We start from the raw sequence: 17,175 nt of genomic DNA, 5'->3' as shown, positions 1-17,175 counted from the left end.
GCGGGGCGGTCCATGTTGACGTGGGTGTCGACGCGCAACTGGCCGGGGCCATCGATGGCTTTTTTCAGGTTCATCAGGCCCCAGCCGTAGACGTCGTCTACGCCTGGTTCGCCGAGGTCGGTGGCGGTGGTGAGCAATATGTCGCGGATTTGCGGGTTGTCGAGGTAGGGGAAACGCTCCATCAGCAGTGCCAGGCCACCGGTGACGTGGGGGGCGGCGATGGAGGTGCCGGACGCAGTCAGGTAACCGAAGTCGGGATTATCGCCGGTGATTTGAAAACCGTCGGCTTCACCTTCATCGTTATAGTGGTTTTCGGTGTTGATGGTCCCCGTGACCCAAGCTGAGGTGATATCGGTTCCCGGCGCCGCCAGGCACCAGTCTTTGCTAAAGCCGCAACGGTAGGAGCGATCGCTCAAGGTCAGGCCTTGATTGAGGTTTACCACGGTCAGCCAATAGGGCTCCAGCTCCTTGATTGCCCGTGGCAGGCTTGAATGAAGTCCCGCGAAGGGTGCTGTTTGCGGTGAGGCGTTGGTTGTCTGCGTATTGCCTGCTGCCCATACCTGCAGCATGTCGTATTTGATCGCGCCGTCTGCTATGGCTTTGAGCTCTGGAAATTGGTTGATTTGGCCTAAAAATCTGTCCAGTGCCGCCTCGTCCGCGAGGGGGGTTGTGGGTCCCCAACTATGATTGACGACTCGCACATTTTGCTCGTGCAGTTGGGCGTACGCGATGTTGACTGCCTCCGGCGGTACATTGGTAACGTTGAAAGCACTCAAACCCGGCCCGGCCAGGTAGGTATTACTGAACCTGCGCACCGCACTCAAGTTGGCGGCGTAGGCTACACCCTGAACCCCGGAGCCATCACGATTGGCGAGTATTCTGCCAGCAACATGGCTGCCGTGCGGGTTGTATCGAGCACCCACCTGTTTGAGATAGTCATCCACCTCCTCTCTGGTGAGGTCGCCGTTGGCAATGGCTTCCTCCAGGCCGAGCAATGCCTGCGGCGGCAATGAGGCGATTACGTTCACTTGGGAACGGTCGCCCTCGGTGAAGAAGCAACCACCGTCCAGCACCGCCTCACTCATACAACCGGGGGCTGCCAGGCGCACGCCGTAATTGGGCTTGCCGGCAAACTCGTGATGGCGCAAGTCGGTTCCAGAATCGTAAACCCCTACCTGCACTCCCGCGCCACTCAGGCCTCTGGCATAGGCGTAGTCAGCGCCGACCGCACCCAGCCCCCAGTCTTTCTTGAACTCTTCACTGCGCCAACTGGCAGCATCGTGCAGCCGGCCTTGTTCGACATAACTCGCGGCCTCAACAGGCATGACCGACAGGCTGCCGAGTACACAAAGGCTAATCGCACTTAGCTTGAACGATGATTGAGCGGGCGCTTTTTTGGCTACCGCTTGGGCGTTTTTCGTGGGCGACATAATCCACACACACCTGTAAAAAATGGGCTGACAGGATGTGCGAATGAGTAGGGTGGGTAATGTAGGACTTTGCTTGCTTCGATGAGTGAACGTTCGCCTTTACTGGCCGAGATGGGCCAGTGCGCAAGCCCCTCTTCAAAAAAGAGGGGCTGCGGGTTTTACAGCAACTCGAAGGTCTGCTGCTGCACCGCCTGGGAATCCAGGCCGATCTGTACATTGAACTCGCCAGGTTCCGCCGCGAACTTGAGCTGGGCGTTATAGAACTTCAAGTCTTCCTCAGTAATGGTGAAGTGCAACGTGCGCTCTTCACCCGCTTTGAGCATGACCTTCTGGAAGTTTTTCAGCTCTTTGATCGGGCGGATCATCGAGCCGGCCACGTCCTGGATATACAGCTGCACCACGGTTTCGCCGTCTACCTTGCCGGTGTTTTTCAGCGTGACGCTGGCGTCGAGCTTGCCGGTCTTGTTCAGGGTGGTGGACGACAGCGCCATGTCCGACAGGCTGAACGTGGTATAGCTCAGGCCGTAACCAAACGGAAACAGCGGCCCGGTGACGTCATCGAAGTACTGCGAGGTGTAGTTGCCCGGCTTGCCCGGAGTGAACGGCCGGCCGATGGTCAGGTGGCTGTAGTACGTCGGAATCTGCCCTACCGAACGTGGGAAGGTGATCGGCAGCTTGCCCGACGGGTTGTAGTCCCCGAACAGCACGTCGGCGATGGCGTGGCCGCCTTCGGTGCCGGCGAACCAGGTTTCCAGAATGGCGTCGGCCTGTTGGTTCTCATCGACAATCGACAGTGGGCGGCCATTCATCAGCACCAGTACCAGCGGTTTGCCGGTGGCTTTCAGGGCCTTGATCAGGTCGCGCTGACTTTGCGGAATGTTCAGGTCGGTACGGCTGGAGGACTCATGGGACATGCCACGCGATTCGCCCACGGCGGCAACCACTACGTCGGCCTCCTTGGCGGCTTTGACGGCTTCGTCGATCAGCACCTGCGCCGGGCGGGTATCATCCACTACTTCCGGGGCATCGAAGTTGAGGAAGTTGAGGTAGTCGACCACGGCCTTGTCGTTGGTGATGTTGGCGCCACGCGCGTAGATTACTTTGCCTTTTTCGCCGATCACGGCATTGATGCCGTCGAGCAGGGTCACCGATTGTTCAGGTTTACCGGCGGCGGCCCAACTGCCCATCATGTCGATCGGCGCCTTGGCCAGCGGGCCCACCAGTGCGATGGTCGCGGATTTTTTCAGTGGCAGCGTGTCGTTATGATTTTTCAGCAATACCAGGCTGCGGCGCGCGATGTCGCGTGCGTCGCTGCGGTGCAGGCGGCTCTCGGCGTTGGTGTCGGCAGGGTCATCTTCGGCCTTGCCGATGCGCAGGTACGGGTCTTTGAACAGGCCCATGTCGTACTTGGCGCCGAGCACTTCGCGCACGGCGTTGTCGATGTCGCTTTGCTCGATCTCGCCGGACTTGAGCAGCCCAGGCAATTCCTTGCCGTACAGCGAGTCGTTCATGCTCATGTCGATACCGGCCTTGATCGCCAGCTTGGCGGCTTCACGCCCGTCTTTGGCCACGCCGTGCTTGATCAGCTCGACGATTGCGCCGTGGTCGCTGACGGCCAGGCCTTTGAAGCCCCAGTCTTTGCGCAGCAGGTCGTTCATCAGCCAGGTGTTGGCGGTGGCGGGCACGCCGTTGATCGAATTCAACGCCACCATCACGCTGCCGGCCCCGGCCTTGATTGCCGCGTGGTACGGCGGCAGGTAGTCCTGGTACATCTTGACCGGGCTCATGTCGACCACGTTGTAGTCGCGACCGCCTTCCACCGCGCCGTACAGGGCAAAGTGCTTGACGCTGGCCATGAGGCTGTCGGCATTCGCCGGGTTGGTGCCCTGGAAGGCCTTGACCATCACCTCGGCAATACGCGACGTCAGGTACGTGTCTTCGCCAAACCCTTCAGAGGTGCGGCCCCAGCGCGGGTCGCGCGAGATGTCGACCATCGGCGCAAAGGTGATGTCGAGGCTGTCGGCGGCGGCTTCCTGGGCGGCAATGCGCCCGGAGCGGCCGATGGCGTCCATGTCCCAGCTTGAGGCCAGGGCCAGGCTGATCGGGAAAATCGTGCGGTGGCCGTGGATCACGTCGTAGGCGAAGAACATCGGGATCTTCAACCGGCTGCGCATGGCTGCGTCCTGCATCGGACGGTTTTCCGGGCGGGTGATCGAATTAAACGTGCCGCCGATGTGGCCGGCGGCGATTTCCTTGCGGATCAGCTCGCGGGGCATTTCGGGGCCGATGCTGATCAGGCGCAATTGACCGATTTTTTCATCAAGGGTCATCTGCTTGAGCAAGTCGCTGACAAACGCGTCCTTGTCTTTAAGCGCAGCAGGCGTTGTTTCTGCCCAAACGGGGTGGGTGGCCAGCGTGGCAACAAGGCCGAGCAAACACAGCTTTTTCATGAATATCCTTTTTCGGCTCACGGCACAGCAAAAATGCGCTGTTCTGCCAAAATGTGGGGAACATATGTTGTTGTTTGAGTGTTACGGCAGTAAAAACGCCACACGTCGGCGCTCTTTATGAACTATCAGTCACCCAGCGCATCTTTTAGCTGATTGATTCGATGCAATCCAGTAGCGGTAGCCGATTATGCCTCAAGCGCGTGATCGATAGGGTCAGCGATCAAATACCATCAAGTTACGCCAGGAGAACCACCATGCAAGCAGCACACTATTCGCGCTGGGGCCTGAAGGCCGCAGCTTTGCTTCTGATCAGCAGCGTGCTCAGCGGTTGCGGCATCAACACCATTCCCACCCTGGACGAACAGGCCAAGGCCGCCTGGGGCCAGGTGCAGAACCAGTACCAACGGCGCGCCGACCTGATCCCCAACCTGGTGGAAGTGGTCAAGGGCTACGCGGCGCATGAGCAAGACACGCTCACCGCGGTGATTGAAGCGCGGGCCAAGGCCACTTCGATTCAAGTGGACGCCAGCACGCTCGACAACCCGGAAAAACTCAAGCAGTTCCAGCAAGCCCAGGACGGCCTCAGCGGCGCACTCAGCCGCTTGATGGTGGTGTCCGAGCGTTACCCGGACCTCAAGGCCAACCAGAACTTCCTGGCCCTGCAATCGCAACTTGAAGGCACCGAAAACCGGATTGCCGTCGCTCGTCGCGACTTTATCCAAGCGGTGCAAGCGTACAACACCGAGATTCGCACCTTCCCTGGTCGCCTGTGGCACAGCGTGATGTACAGCGACTTGCCGATTCGTGCCACGTTTGAAGCCACCAGTGCCGACGCTGATAAAGCGCCGCAAGTGAAGTTCAAATAAGGCTGTTGCGAGGTGTCGATGCGTTTATTACGGATAGGCCTGGCGCTGTGGTTGTTGGCCTGCGTGGGCGCTGCTCAGGCGGCGCTGACCTTCCCGGCGTTGACCGGGCGGGTGGTAGACAGCGCCCAAATGATCGACCCGGCAACGCGCGAGCAAATCACCCAGCAATTGCAGGCGTTGGAGCAAAGCCGTGGCGCCCAGGTTGTGGTGGTCACGGTGCCCGACCTGCAGGGCGTGCCGATTGAAGACTACGGTTACCAATTGGGCCGCCAGTGGGGCATCGGCCAAAAGGGCAAGGACAACGGCGCGCTGCTGATTGTCGCCCGCGATGAGCATAAGCTGCGCATCGAAGTCGGCTACGGCCTTGAAGGTGTGCTGACGGATGCGCAGTCGTGGGTGATCATCAACCAGGTGATCGCGCCCAAGTTCAAGGCCGGCAATTTCAGCCAGGGCATCAGCGACGGCGTTGCGGCGATGGTGCAGGTGGTCGGCGGTGAGCCGTTGGCAGTGCCGGCGCATGTGGCGGACGCAAATTTCGCCAAGGATAACCCAGGGTTTTCCATCGGCTTGTTTGTTTTGCTGATCGGCGTGTTGTGGCTGTGCAATCGCATGGGCCTGCCAGTGGGCGCGATCCTGTTGGCTATCCTCAGCAGCAGTGGGCGCGGCGGTGGCGGTGGCAGCGGCGGTGGGGGTGGCTTCAGAGGCGGCGGCGGTGGTTTTGGCGGTGGCGGTGCCTCGGGCGGCTGGTAATGACAATAACTGGAACAGAGCATCAACCATGGCATTACTGAGTGAACACGAACAACGCCAGGTCGCCGAGGCAATCGCCCGCGTCGAAAAAAATACCGACGCGGAACTGGTCACCGTGCTGGCCGCGCGTGCCGACGATTACGCCTACATCCCGTTGCTGTGGGCCAGCCTGATCGCCCTGGTGGTGCCCGGTGTGGTGCATTATTTGTCGGGCTTCCTGACCATGTACACCTTGCTGTTGGCGCAATGGGCGACGTTTATCGTGCTGTGCCTGGTGTTTCGTTTGCCCAAAATCACCACGCGGTTGATCCCGCGATCCGTGCGCCACTGGCGCGCCTCGAACCTGGCGCGGCGGCAGTTTCTGGAGCAGAACCTGCACCACACGGTAGGCGGCACCGGCGTGCTGATTTTTGTCAGCGAGGCGGAGCGCTATGTGGAGATCCTGGTGGACGAAGGTATTTCCAAACGCATGCATGACGACAGTTGGGATGGCATCGTCAAGACGTTCACCCAGCAGGTGAAACAGGGGCAGACGTTGGCGGGGTTTATTGCGTGCATCGAGGCCTGTGGCGAGTTGCTCAAGGTGCATGTGCCGGTGACGCAGGCGCGTAATGAGTTGCCGAATCGCCTGATCGTCCTGGAGTAGGCCTTAGTTGCCTTTGGTCGGAACTGGTAGTATTCACAGGTATGGCTTCTTGATTTTAGGGCGCCCAATAACATCTCCAAATAATGAGTCAATAGTTGAAACTGGAGATTATTGTCATGCCCGAAGATCAAGGTTCTATCGCACATGAATATGTCGGCTCGCGTGCTTCAGAGGGTCCGTCCCCTGGAAAAAATCCTGTCGTTCAGGCGCGTGCTTTGCAGCAGCCGGTTCAAGGAACGACCATAAAGCTGGGAACCTACTTCAAGGTGCTGGGACCCACAGGTCAAAGTTCAAGTGATGTGGAGGTGTCGCTGCGGCTGTACCCTAATGGAAAGGACCCTGCCTGGGGGGGGAACTATCAGTGGATCGATGTTCCAATCAATACCAATCCTTTTGGCTTTTCGGTAACGTTTAACACTCCGCCAGGGACTTATAATCTCTGTTATTGCTATAAGTTAAGCAATGGTAAATGGTCTTATTGGTATCGCTCTGGCCCCTACCATTTTGTTAATTGAACTGCTTAACGTGCGGTAAGTGCTGCCTCTTAATGGGCATTAAGAGGCGGCGTAATATTTCAGTTAATGGCCGGGTGTGCATTGACCGTTGGTGATATTTGCTAAATTCTCCGTGCCCTCACTGCTTATCCACCCTAAAATGCCCGGCATTCTCAGCCCGAGGCGTTTTTGTTCATGTCTGCCACCGCTCAACCTGCCCGCCCTGCGCCGGATCATCACGCCCAGTTCATCGAACTGCTCAGCGCAAGCCTCGCGCAGCATGCGTTTATCAAGCTGGTGCTGGCCAAGTACGCAGGCGAGGAAGCCGAGTTGCAGCGGCTGATTATCAAGCCGGTGACGGTAAAGGAGCAGCCGTGCCTGTCCTTCGTCTACCGCTACAAGACCCGTGACATCACCAAGAACTTCGCGCTGGCCGACGCTGTGGCGGCGATTGCCGAGCTGTTGCCGGCGTCGTTCAAGAACGCGCACTTGCTGTCGCTGACCGACGAAGCTCAGTTGGAATACAGCAAGAAGAACAAAAGCTCGCTGTTCAAAAGCAAGCCGCAGCAATTGCGCGAGGCGCCTACGGCTGAGCACAACCGCGAGAAAAATCGCTTCCTTGACCTCAGCCGGCCGTTCCTCGCCGACCTCGGCGTGACCGACGCCAAGCAGGCGCTGATCCCGTCGATGTCGCGCAAGTGGAAGCAGATCAACAAGTTCATCGAAGTGTTCAGCCATGCGCTGACCACCTCACCGTTGAAGCTGGACCAGCCGGTGCGCGTGGCCGATTTCGGCTCGGGCAAGGGTTACCTGACCTTCGCGATTCACGATTACCTGCGCAACACGCTCAAGGCCGAGGGTGAAGTGACGGGCGTGGAGCTGCGCGAAGACATGGTCAGCTTGTGCAACGCCGCTGCCGCGCGCCTGGAGCATCCCGGTTTGGTTTTCAAATGCGGTGACGTGCGCAGCGTGGCGCCCAGCGAGTTGGACGTGATGATTGCGCTGCACGCCTGTGACATTGCCACCGACTACGCGATTCATACCGGCATCCGCTCGGGTGCGTCGATCATCATGTGCTCGCCATGCTGCCACAAGCAGATTCGCCTGCAGATCCAAAGCCCGGTGTTGCTCAAGCCGATGCTGCAATACGGCCTGCATTTGGGGCAGCAGGCAGAGATGGTCACCGACAGCTTGCGCGCGTTATACCTTGAAGCCTGCGGCTACGAGACCAAGGTGTTCGAGTTCATCTCGCTGGAACACACCAACAAGAACAAGATGATCCTGGCGGTCAAGCGCAACCAGCCGCTGGACAACGCGCAGTTACTGGAGAAAATCCAGGCGCTGAAGGCGTTCTACCACATCACCGAGCACTGCCTGGAAACCTTGCTGCGTGTGGATGGCTACCTGAACTGAACACCTGCTCCCACATCAGGCAGGCTTGAATCCGTGGGCGGCCATCGTGGTTTAACAGTGAGTGGTTTAAGCAGATCAAAGGCGGCTTTTGCATACACAGCAGATCTGCTTTTTTTTGCTTTCTGTGGGAGCGGGCTTGCTCGCGATTGCGGTGTGTCAGTTGAAAAATAGTTATCTGGCACACCGCCATCGGAGCAAGCCGCACACACATTAACCGTGTCAGCCTTTAGAAGAACCGCGTGACGCTGATCTTTGCATCACGGCCTTTGGTGTAGGCGCGGTCGCCGCTCAAGGCCGGGCGGAAGTTGTTATTGAACAGGTTGTCCACGGTGAGGTTTACCTCGGTGCCTTTGAGGTAAGCCTGTTGCGGTTTCCATTTGGCGAACAGGCCTTGAGTGTTGTAAGCCTTGTTGGCGTATTGGTCGTAGAACAGGTCGCCCACGCTGCTGCCCGGGCCGCTGGAATATTTGTCGCTGGGCAGGCGGTCGGTGGCGCCGATGAACTGGCCCATCCAGCCGACTTGCGCGTCCCACGCCGGCAGGTGGGTGCCGAGTACCACCACCCATTTGGTCGGCGGTATATCGCGTGCCGACACATCCGGGCCCCATGGGTTGGTGTAGGCGCCTTCGTGTTGACCTTTGGCATAGGCGAACGACACCGAGCCGAACAGGTAGGTGGAGTTGTAAAACGATTCCAGCTCAAAACCCTTGATCGTCAGGCCGCCGATGTTGCGGTAATTGGGCATCGCCCCCGCTGGGCAAGCCGTGGAAATCGTGCCGCCATTAATCGCCTGATTCTGGCAGCCGACGCCGGTAGCCTTGAAGATTTCATCGTCGACTTTGTTGTGGAAGAGGGTGGTGCGCACTTGCAGGTTATCGCTCTGGGCAATCAGGTTGTCGAAGCTTAAAACGCTGCCCGCGGTGATTGAGGTGATGCGTTCCGGGTCGAGGTCAACGCTGGTGGCGGTGCGGTTGCCCAGGCCTTGTACTTCATACTGCTCGTCGATCACCGGCGCACGCCAGGTTTTGCTCCAGTTGGCGAACAGCCCCAAGTGCGGGGTAACGTTCCAGAACAGCGCCAGGCGCGGCGACCAACCGGTGTAGGTGCGGTCGCTGTAATCGTGGCCGATGGCCGGGTCCGGGTTGTTGTAGTACGGCGCATCGTTGCCTTCGCCGCGGTTGCGCACATGGTCGTAGCGCAGGGACGGAGTGATCGTCACGTCGCCCACGGTCAGCGCGTCCTGAATGAAGAAGCTGTTGGTGTCGACCTTGCCGTGCGGCATAAAGCCCGGCTGGAAATGCCCATAGTTGTAGCGCGCGGTGTCGTAAGTGGCGCCGGGCATCCACATCTCGGTTTCGCGGATGTGCTTGCGGACCTGCACCCCGGTGGTCAGCGCATGTTGCAAGGGGCCGGTGTCAAACAGGCTGACGTTGCGGATGTCGAGGTGCTTATCGGTGTAGGCCGTATCCATCTTGCGCCCGCCGCTGGCCAGTTGGTAAAAGGCGGTGGCGTCGCGCTCGTCGGTCTGGTCGGTGTTGGACTGCGAGTATTTGACGCTCAGGTCCACCAGCGGGTTGTTCAGCGGCGTGTATTCATACTTGCCGGACCAGGTGGTGTCGGTGGTGTCGCGCTGCGCTAAAAAACGCTTCAACGCACCTTCGTAGCCGTAGCGGTCGATGTTGGCCTGGGTCGGCGGCGTCGGGTAGCTGGCCGCCGAGAACGGTGTCCAGCGATTGCTCTGGGAGCGTGAGTAAGACACGCCAACGCTGTGTTCATCGGTGAGGTGTGCGTTGACCTTGAACAGCTTGCCATCCACATCCTGGGCGGTATTCGGCAGGCGTTTGGGGTTGATCGGGTATTGGTTGTTCTCGTTCGGCAGCTCGGCGGCGACTTTCATGTCGCGCGTCGCGTTGGGTGAGGTACGCCAAGGCATCGAAACGGCCGTCGTCGGTGCGGCCATACACGGCGCCGCTGTAGACCTGTTCGTGGTCGTTGCTGGAGTAACCGTATTTGAGCATCGCGCCGCTGTTGCGGCCGTCTTGAAGCAGGTCCGGGGCGTCCTTGGTGGTCATGTTGACCGTGCCGCCAAAACCGCCGTTGCCGGTGAACGGGGAGTTGGGGCCTTTCTCGACTTCAATGCTTTTGATCAGCTCGGGCTCGATAAACACCGTGCCCTGCTGGTAGCGCTCAAAGCCGCTTTTGGTCGCGCCGTCGACGGTCAGCGGCACGTCTTCGGCATCGCCAAAGCCACGAATGTTGATGGTCTGGCCGCCCGGTTTCAGCGAGCCGCCCTGGCTGACGCCGGGCAGGGTTTGCAACAGGCTTGGAATGTTATTGGCCTGGTAGCGGTCGATGTCTGCCTGGCTCAGGGTGGAGCGGTTGACGGTGTTGGAGTCGACGTCGTTGCCGGTGCCGATCACGCTGAGGGCGTCCAGTTGGATCGCGCCGCTTTGGGTGGCCTTGCCCTGGTCGGGGCGCACCACGTAAGTAGTGCCGACCTTGATCAAGGTGAACGCGCCGTTTTTCAGTAGGCTGCGAATCGCCGCTTCCGCGCTGAACTCACCGTTGAGCGCCGGCGCCTGCACGTTCTTGAGCAGCGTTTCATCGAACAACAGTTGAATTTTCGCCTGCTGCGCCACTTGGCTCAACGAGGTCGCCAGCGACTGGGCGGGCAATTGCAGCTTAACTGACTCGGCCTCGGCACTCAGGCTGAACGCCAGGCAGGTGGCGATAAGCGTCGGTCGAAGAAACAGCTGCGAAGCGTGGCAAGGCGCGCGAAACATGGAATCCCCCAGGGTGGCTAACTAGCCAAAAGGTGTGCGTATCAAACGCAGACGGGAGGAAGACGCGGCAGGTGAAAAAAACCACACATGCGAATGCAAAATATTCTCAAATGAGCGCTTCCTGAGCTTACTTGACCGGCTCGATTCTCACGATGCCATCGGCTGACGTCACGGTTTTCACCGGTAGCAGGGCAGGCAGGGCGTTGAGCAAGGCGTCCGGGTCATTCACGTCCAGGTTGCCCGAGACCTTCAGTTGCGCGACGGCATGGCTGACCTGCAACGGCGCTTGCGGACGGTAGAGGCTCAACTCATCGATCAGGCTGGCCAACTCGCGATTGCGAAACGACAAGTGCCCGCTGCGCCAATCGGCCACTTCGTCAACGCTGAGCGTTTGCTCTTGCACGCTGCCCTTGGCATAGCTGTAGGCCGCGCGTTGACGGGCGCCGAGCAAGGCAACCGGGCTTTTGGGCGCGGGCGTAAAGGCCACTTGGCCATGGGCCACGCTGACCACCAATTGCTGTTGGCTGCGCCGCACATCGAACCCGGTGCCGACCACGCGCACGTTCGCCTCGCCGGCTTGCACGTACAACGGGCGCTCTTTGTCGGCAGCCACCTCAATGTACAGTTGGCCCTTGTCCAGATGCACCACGCGTTGCTCGGCGCTGAAATCCACGCGCAGACGCGTATTGGCATTCACGAACAGCGTGCTGCCGTCGGGCAGACCAAGCGTGCGCATGCCTTTGGCGTGCGCGGCAATGTGGCTGTGGTAGAGCTCGCGGGGCGCGCCGAGTGGGCTGGCGATTACCGCGCAGACCAGTGCGGCGGCCACGCCAAGGGCAGGGCGCCAAACCGACGGTGCACGCGTGGGCAGCGGCACGGGTTTGTTCAGTTGCTGCAACTGGGCAAGGTCGGCCCACAGTTGCTCGAATTCAGCGTAGGCACGCGCATGGGCTGGCGTTGCCTGCCAGGCGGCAAACGCTTTACGGTCGGCACGCCCGGGGTCATTGCGGTTGCGGGCAAACCAACTGGCGGCTTGGGCATCGATGGAGTCGCTCGCTTCGATGTCCAGTGCGTCAATGTCGCTCAGGCGGTTCATTCTGGCTGCTCCGTGCCGCGGTCGTGTTGAAGGCGTCGCTTGCAATGCAGCAGGGCAAACGCGATGTGCTTTTCTACCATGCTGGTCGAAATGCCCATGCGCTCGGCGATCTGTGCCTGGTTCAAGCCTTCGAAGCGGTGCAGCATAAGGGCTTCTCGCCTGCGGGGCGAGAGTTCGGCGAGGACTTCTTTCAACTGTTCCAGCCGTTGCAAGCGCAGCGCTGCGGCCATGGGCTCGTTTTGCTCATCGGTGGCAGGCTCGGCGTCTCTGTCGGCCTGCTCTGCATGGACGGTTTGCCGTACCTTCTGTTTACGCCAATGATCGCGCAGCAGGTTGCGCGCCATCTGGAACAGAAACGCCCGAGGCTGCTCGACCTTGCCCCGGTCGCGGTAGTCCAGCCATTGGGTAAAGACATCCTGGGTCATGTCTGCCGCGTCGCTGGCGTTGTCCGTGCGCTTGCGCAGGAAATACAGAATATCTGCATAAAACCCGCGAAAGGCATCGGCCGACAACGGGTCGGGCTTGGGGCGCGACATGGGTATCCTTCTTGACGAAGCACGACGTAGAAAAGTCGCGGATCATATCGAGAATTATTATCATTTGTCGCGCTATATTAGGTGTCTACACCTCTTTAAAGGGCAGCAGAACCCCGCTGTGGCTAGCGGCTGGGTAGAGGTAATCAGCGCTCGACCGGCACTGACAGCGCAGAACTGCCCAGCGGGTGAGTGCGCGCCGCGAAGAACTTCAAGTGCACCCCGGTGCCATCAAACAACTCCGAATAACGGCGCTTCTGCTGGCGGATAAACCCGTCGCTGCGGCCCGATATCGAAATGGCCAGCGTGGTCAGGTTGGCCTGACGAAGCGCATCCACCAAGTGTTGGTCCTGTGGCCCCAAGCCATGGCCGAAGAGGCACAATGCGCCTTCATGGCTGAGCAATTGCTCGTAACAGAACGACAGATAGTCCGAGCTGCGGATGGTCTTGAGCTTCTCCTCAACCTTGCCTTCACTGACAAACAGCGGCACGTCGTCAAGGGTCTTGATCGTGTTGTTGATCGCAAAACTGCTGAGCAACGTGCTGTCGGTGGTTGGCAATTTGCGCGCGGTGCCGTCGAGGTTTCGCACCAGGTGCAGGCCGCCGTGCAGGTACAAAATGCGCGTGGCGTCGGTGCGGGTGTTGCGCAGGTCGAAGCTGGCGTCGGCGCTGCGGAACAGGTCGTCAATGCCCGGCGTGTGCAGGATCGCCCAGTAGTTGAGCAAGTCATAGTTGCTGGTGAAAACGCTGCGGTACTGCGCCAGTTCCGCGCTGATGGTTGCCAGCGTCGAGGGCTGTACCAGGCGCCATGGGATATGCACGGCGTGGATGGTATTGATCAACGCTTCCTTGATCGCGTAGTAGCGATTGCGCGGTGCCGCCGAGCTTACCGCCAGCGCCTTGTTGACCCGGCTGGTGGTTTTCAACGCGCCGAGGGCTTGCTCGAAACTGCGGGTTTGCAGGGCATCGAACACACTCAGTTCGGACGCGCTCAGCGGTTTTTCTTCGACGGTGCGGGCGTTTTCGAACAGCGAGTCGTAGGCAAAATCTTCCCAAATGACCCGGCTGGCGCCGTTGCCGATCAGAATCGCGTTGAAGTCGACGGTGCTGCGCAGTTCGCTCCAGTCTTCAAGGTGGGCGTCAATATCCTGGAAATCCTTCATTGCGGCGGGTCTACTCAAAATCGGCTGAAGGGTAACTTTATCACGAGCCAGCGTTGATCCTGGTCAATATGCCGCAGGCCACTGAGGTTGATGCTGTCGGTATAAAGCCTCTGAGGATTCGCCATGAGCAGCACCTTCTTCATCCCCGCCGTCAACATCATGGGCACCGATTGCCTCGACGAAGCCATGCTTGCGATCCGCAATTACGGCTTTCGCAAAGCGCTGATTGTCACCGACGCCGGCCTGGCCAAAGCGGGTGTGGCCGGCATGATCGCCGAGAAACTCGCGCTGCAAGACATCGAGTCGGTGATCTACGACGGCGCCAAACCCAACCCGAATGTGGAAAACGTCGAGAACGGCCTGGCGCTGTTGCAGCAAAGCGCCTGCGACTTCGTGGTGTCGCTGGGCGGCGGCTCGCCGCACGACTGCGCCAAGGGTATCGCGCTGTGCGCCACCAATGGCGGGCACATTGGTGACTACGAAGGTGTCGACCAATCGGGCAAACCGCAACTGCCGCTGGTCGCCATCAACACCACCGCCGGCACCGCCAGCGAGATGACCCGGTTCTGCATCATCACCGACGAAACCCGCCACGTGAAAATGGCCATCGTCGACCGCAACGTCACGCCACTGCTGTCGGTCAACGACCCGGCGCTGATGGTTGGCATGCCCAAAGGCCTCACCGCCGCCACCGGCATGGACGCCCTGACACACGCCATCGAAGCCTACGTGTCGACTGCCGCCACGCCGATCACCGACGCCTGCGCCATCAAGGCCATCGAACTGATCAGCGCCCACCTGCGCACGGCGGTGCACAACGGCAGCGACAATGTCGCACGCGAAAACATGGCCTACGCGCAGTTCCTCGCCGGGATGGCGTTCAACAATGCGTCGCTGGGTTTTGTGCACGCCATGGCCCACCAACTCGGCGGCCTCTACGACCTGCCGCACGGGGTGTGCAACGCAGTGCTGCTGCCGCACGTGCAAAGCTTCAACGCCAGCGTCAGTGCAGAGCGCTTGAGCGACGTGGCGCGCGCGTTGGGCGCTGACATCAAAGGCAACACACCGGAAGAGGGCGCCCAGGCCGCCATCGTCGCCATTCGCACCTTGGCCGTGGATGTCGAGATCCCTGCCGGGTTGCGCGAGTTGGGCGCCAGGTTGCAGGACATTCCGCTGCTGGCCGCCAATGCATTGAAGGATGCGTGCGGCTTGACCAACCCACGGCGCGCCGATCAGCGTCAGATTGAAGAGATTTTTCGCAGCGCGTTCTAAAGGGCGCAGTCGCACGCTGCACGCGTTAAGCTACAGGTTGAGCGGCATCCAACTTGAGCATGAAGCGTGCGGCTTGCCGCTGAGGTCCCCTGATGAGAGTTCTGCTATTCGGCGCCACCGGCATGGTCGGCCAAGGCGTGCTGCGCGAGTGCCTGCTGGCCGCGGACGTACAGGAAGTCGTCGCCGTCGGCCGTACGCCGTTGACCCAGGAGCATGGCAAGCTGCACCAGGTATTGCACTGCGACATGCTCGACTTCCACCCGCTGGAAAACTTGCTGCAAGGCTTTGACGCCTGCTTTTTTTGCCTCGGCGTGTCGTCGGCCGGCATGAATGAAACCCGCTACACCCACCTCACCTATGACCTCACGCTGTTGGCCGCCAGCACCTTGGCGCGGCTCAACCCGCAGATGACGTTTATCTACGTGTCCGGCGCCGGCACCGACAGTACCGAAGCAGGCAAGTCGATGTGGGCGCGGGTCAAAGGCAAGACTGAAAACGCCTTGATGCGCCTGCCGTTCAAGGCGGTGTACGTGTTTCGACCAGGAGTGATTCAGCCGTTGCACGGCGTGCGCTCGAAAACGCCGCTGTATCAAACGTTTTATGCCGTGCTTGGGCCGTTGCTCTCGGTTGTGCGCCGGCTCAAGCCGGGCTGGGTGGTCAGTACCGAAACCGTCGGCCAGGCGATGTTGGCGGCAGTGCGCCATGGCCCGCCGCACGCGGTGGTGGAACAAGCCGAAATCAACCGTTTGGCCAGCGAGTCACGCTGACTGTGCGGCTTGCCTTGCACGAAGCTGATCAGCCCGCTGTTGCAAGGGCGCGCGCCGGTGTGGCGCCGAACTGAATCAATGCGACCCCGCCAATCAACAACAGCGTTCCCAGCACTCGCGTCATCGTCAATTGGCGCTCCACCAGGCCAAACAGGCCGAAGTGATCGAGTAGCAGTGAGGCGAACATCTGCCCGGCGATGGCCAACGCAATAAACCCCCGACGCGGCGGCGATTGCGGGTTGCAGTGGTTGATCGAACAGGTGCAGGGTGTGGTGTCCGAAGGCAGCCCATAACAGGAAAAAACCATGCTCTGCGGCCTCAACCACCTGACCCTTGCCGTGACCGATTTGAACCGCAGCGTCAGCTTCTACCATGAGCTGTTGCAGCTTCGGCTCGATGCCACCTGGGACAACGGCGCGTACCTCTCGTTGCCGGGATTATGGCTGTGTTTGTCACTCGACCCGTCGCGCTCCTCAGCGCCCCTGGCTGAATACACGCACTATGCGTTCACCGCGCATGTGGATGATTTCAGCGCACTGGTGGCGCGCTTGCGAGCCGGCGGTGTTCGGGAATGGCGCGACAACCGCAGCGAAGGCGCGTCGTTTTATTTTCTCGACCCCGACGGGCATAAGCTTGAAGCGCATGTCGGCGATTTGGCCTCGCGTTTGCAGGCCTGTCGCACCCAGCCTTATGCAGGAATGAAGTTTTACCCGTAGCCACAGAACGGGCAGAATCCATCCACCTCTCAACCGTCTGTCAGAGTCTTAGCCATGACGCCATCCTTGTTGCTCGCTGTACTCGCTTCGGGTTTTATCTACGGGATTACGCCTGGCCCTGGCGTGCTGGCAGTGTTCGGCATTGGCGCGGCTCGCGGGCGTCGCGCGGCGCGGGTTTCCTGTGTGGGCATTTGCTTGGGGACGTGGTGTGGTGCAGTACGGCGTTGATCGCCATCGTTGGCGCCCGCGAAATCGGCAGCGGTGCGTTTGATGTACTCGGTGTGCTCAGCGGCGTGTATTTGTTCTGGCTTGGCTGGCGCGCTATTCGCACCCAGCGGCGCAGCGGCGATACCGCTCAAGGTGCAGCGCGGCATCCATTCTGGCACGGTATTTTGTTCGGTTTGACCAACCCCAAGGCCTACCCGGTGGCAGTGGCGACGTTCACCGCGCTGCTGTCGAGCCGCGCTGAATTGTTGACGTGGTCGATGCTGCCTTGGTTGATCTTCTTGAGCTTCGTCGGCGGCGTGCTGGCCTACGCGATTTTGATCGGCGTAGTCGGCGCCCAGCGAGTGCGCACGGTGTATCAGCGTCATGAAATTCTGATCACCAGGCTCTGCGGGGTGATGTTTATCGGCTTCGCGATCAATGCGCTGGCGCACGCATTGCCGGGGCTTTTCGCGAGCAAGCCAGCCTGATACGACGAAGACCGTTCGTCGCACTGGCAAGTTTTTTCTAAACCTTTGTCGCCCATGAAATTCGAATTCAGGGCAGGGCAGTATTGCGCCTGCACTTATTT

The 17,175-nt window shown here is 60.0% G+C and carries 13 protein-coding genes and 3 pseudogenes; 9 read left to right on the top strand and 7 right to left on the bottom strand.

The window, feature by feature from the left end; translation table 11 throughout:
• The coding region (locus tag F0169_RS17950; RefSeq protein WP_152747223.1) for a S8 family peptidase at positions 1–1,430 on the bottom strand (1,430 nt) is incomplete at its 3' end.
• Between the two features lie 158 nt (positions 1,431–1,588).
• Complete coding sequence (bglX, locus tag F0169_RS17945; protein WP_152747222.1) at positions 1,589–3,880, bottom strand: beta-glucosidase BglX; 2,292 nt, start codon at positions 3,878–3,880, stop codon at positions 1,589–1,591.
• 254 nt (positions 3,881–4,134) lie between these two features.
• On the opposite strand from bglX, the gene F0169_RS17940 reads away from it, so the two are divergent.
• The 5 genes from F0169_RS17940 (at position 4,135) to F0169_RS17920 (ending at position 8,049) form a co-directional block, all read left to right on the top strand.
• Positions 4,135–4,746, top strand: coding sequence for a LemA family protein (locus F0169_RS17940; protein ID WP_099240083.1), 612 nt, complete (start codon positions 4,135–4,137; stop codon positions 4,744–4,746).
• A gap of 18 nt (positions 4,747–4,764) precedes the next feature.
• The gene (locus F0169_RS17935; protein WP_058413329.1) at positions 4,765–5,496 is read left to right on the top strand and encodes a TPM domain-containing protein; all 732 of its coding nucleotides are present in this window, start codon (positions 4,765–4,767) and stop codon (positions 5,494–5,496) included.
• Positions 5,497–5,524: 28 nt separating this feature from the next.
• Entirely contained in the window at positions 5,525–6,142 is a 618-nt protein-coding gene (locus tag F0169_RS17930; protein WP_152747221.1) for a TPM domain-containing protein, read from the top strand.
• 95 nt (positions 6,143–6,237) lie between these two features.
• Positions 6,238–6,657, top strand: a complete 420-nt coding sequence (locus F0169_RS17925) for a hypothetical protein (protein WP_152747220.1) — start codon at positions 6,238–6,240, stop codon at positions 6,655–6,657.
• A 174-nt stretch (positions 6,658–6,831) separates the two neighbouring features.
• Positions 6,832–8,049: a class I SAM-dependent methyltransferase gene (locus tag F0169_RS17920; protein WP_152747219.1), complete on the top strand. Its 1,218-nt coding sequence runs from the start codon at positions 6,832–6,834 to the stop codon at positions 8,047–8,049.
• A 226-nt stretch (positions 8,050–8,275) separates the two neighbouring features.
• Here F0169_RS17920 and F0169_RS17915 read toward each other — a convergent pair.
• The 4 genes and pseudogenes from F0169_RS17915 to F0169_RS17900 all read right to left on the bottom strand — a co-directional run bounded on the left by F0169_RS17915 (position 8,276) and on the right by F0169_RS17900 (position 13,624).
• Positions 8,276–10,832: pseudogene (locus F0169_RS17915) on the bottom strand (TonB-dependent receptor).
• Positions 10,833–10,959: 127 nt separating this feature from the next.
• Positions 10,960–11,928: a FecR family protein gene (locus F0169_RS17910; RefSeq protein WP_152747218.1), complete on the bottom strand. Its 969-nt coding sequence runs from the start codon at positions 11,926–11,928 to the stop codon at positions 10,960–10,962.
• The gene (locus F0169_RS17905) at positions 11,925–12,464 is read right to left on the bottom strand and encodes an RNA polymerase sigma factor (protein WP_152747217.1); all 540 of its coding nucleotides are present in this window, start codon (positions 12,462–12,464) and stop codon (positions 11,925–11,927) included. The genes F0169_RS17910 and F0169_RS17905 overlap by 4 nt, the downstream gene beginning before the upstream one ends.
• Positions 12,465–12,607: 143 nt before the next feature.
• Positions 12,608–13,624, bottom strand: a complete 1,017-nt coding sequence (locus F0169_RS17900; protein ID WP_058413323.1) for a DUF4917 family protein — start codon at positions 13,622–13,624, stop codon at positions 12,608–12,610.
• 123 nt (positions 13,625–13,747) lie between these two features.
• On the opposite strand from F0169_RS17900, the gene yiaY reads away from it, so the two are divergent.
• Positions 13,748–14,896 carry an L-threonine dehydrogenase gene (gene yiaY, locus F0169_RS17895; RefSeq protein ID WP_152747216.1) on the top strand — a complete coding sequence of 383 codons (1,149 nt, stop codon included), beginning with the start codon at positions 13,748–13,750 and terminating at the stop codon, positions 14,894–14,896.
• Between the two features lie 92 nt (positions 14,897–14,988).
• Complete coding sequence (locus F0169_RS17890) at positions 14,989–15,663, top strand: NAD(P)H-binding protein (protein ID WP_152747215.1); 675 nt, start codon at positions 14,989–14,991, stop codon at positions 15,661–15,663.
• 28 nt (positions 15,664–15,691) lie between these two features.
• Here F0169_RS17890 and F0169_RS17885 read toward each other — a convergent pair.
• Positions 15,692–15,880 (bottom strand): annotated as a pseudogene (locus tag F0169_RS17885) (DMT family transporter); the annotation flags it as partial.
• 88 nt (positions 15,881–15,968) lie between these two features.
• Between F0169_RS17885 and fos the strand changes: the two are divergent.
• Both fos and F0169_RS17875 read left to right on the top strand, forming a co-directional pair.
• Positions 15,969–16,379 (top strand): fosfomycin resistance glutathione transferase, encoded by a 411-nt coding sequence (gene fos / locus F0169_RS17880; RefSeq protein ID WP_152747214.1) that lies wholly within the window; start codon positions 15,969–15,971, stop codon positions 16,377–16,379.
• Positions 16,380–16,433: 54 nt separating this feature from the next.
• A pseudogene (locus tag F0169_RS17875) lies at positions 16,434–17,074 on the top strand (LysE family translocator).
• The last annotated feature ends 101 nt before the right edge of the window (positions 17,075–17,175 follow it).

The organism is Pseudomonas kitaguniensis, assembly GCF_009296165.1.
Taxonomy (GTDB): Bacteria; Pseudomonadota; Gammaproteobacteria; order Pseudomonadales; family Pseudomonadaceae; genus Aquipseudomonas; species Aquipseudomonas kitaguniensis.
Note: the sequence above shows the minus strand (reverse complement) of the source record. Positions and strands in the feature narration are given on the sequence as shown.

Excerpts from the sequence above, each read along its gene's own strand:
- yiaY (WP_152747216.1), top strand. The coding sequence starts at position 13,748 with ATGAGCAGCACCTTCTTCATCCCCGCCGTCAACATCATGGGCACCGAT.
- bglX (WP_152747222.1), bottom strand. The coding sequence starts at position 3,880 with ATGAAAAAGCTGTGTTTGCTCGGCCTTGTTGCCACGCTGGCCACCCAC.
- F0169_RS17930 (WP_152747221.1), top strand. The coding sequence starts at position 5,525 with ATGGCATTACTGAGTGAACACGAACAACGCCAGGTCGCCGAGGCAATC.
- F0169_RS17910 (WP_152747218.1), bottom strand. The coding sequence starts at position 11,928 with ATGAACCGCCTGAGCGACATTGACGCACTGGACATCGAAGCGAGCGAC.
- F0169_RS17920 (WP_152747219.1), top strand. The coding sequence starts at position 6,832 with ATGTCTGCCACCGCTCAACCTGCCCGCCCTGCGCCGGATCATCACGCC.
- F0169_RS17935 (WP_058413329.1), top strand. The coding sequence starts at position 4,765 with ATGCGTTTATTACGGATAGGCCTGGCGCTGTGGTTGTTGGCCTGCGTG.
- F0169_RS17900 (WP_058413323.1), bottom strand. The coding sequence starts at position 13,624 with ATGAAGGATTTCCAGGATATTGACGCCCACCTTGAAGACTGGAGCGAA.
- fos (WP_152747214.1), top strand. The coding sequence starts at position 15,969 with ATGCTCTGCGGCCTCAACCACCTGACCCTTGCCGTGACCGATTTGAAC.
- F0169_RS17890 (WP_152747215.1), top strand. The coding sequence starts at position 14,989 with ATGAGAGTTCTGCTATTCGGCGCCACCGGCATGGTCGGCCAAGGCGTG.
- F0169_RS17940 (WP_099240083.1), top strand. The coding sequence starts at position 4,135 with ATGCAAGCAGCACACTATTCGCGCTGGGGCCTGAAGGCCGCAGCTTTG.
- F0169_RS17905 (WP_152747217.1), bottom strand. The coding sequence starts at position 12,464 with ATGTCGCGCCCCAAGCCCGACCCGTTGTCGGCCGATGCCTTTCGCGGG.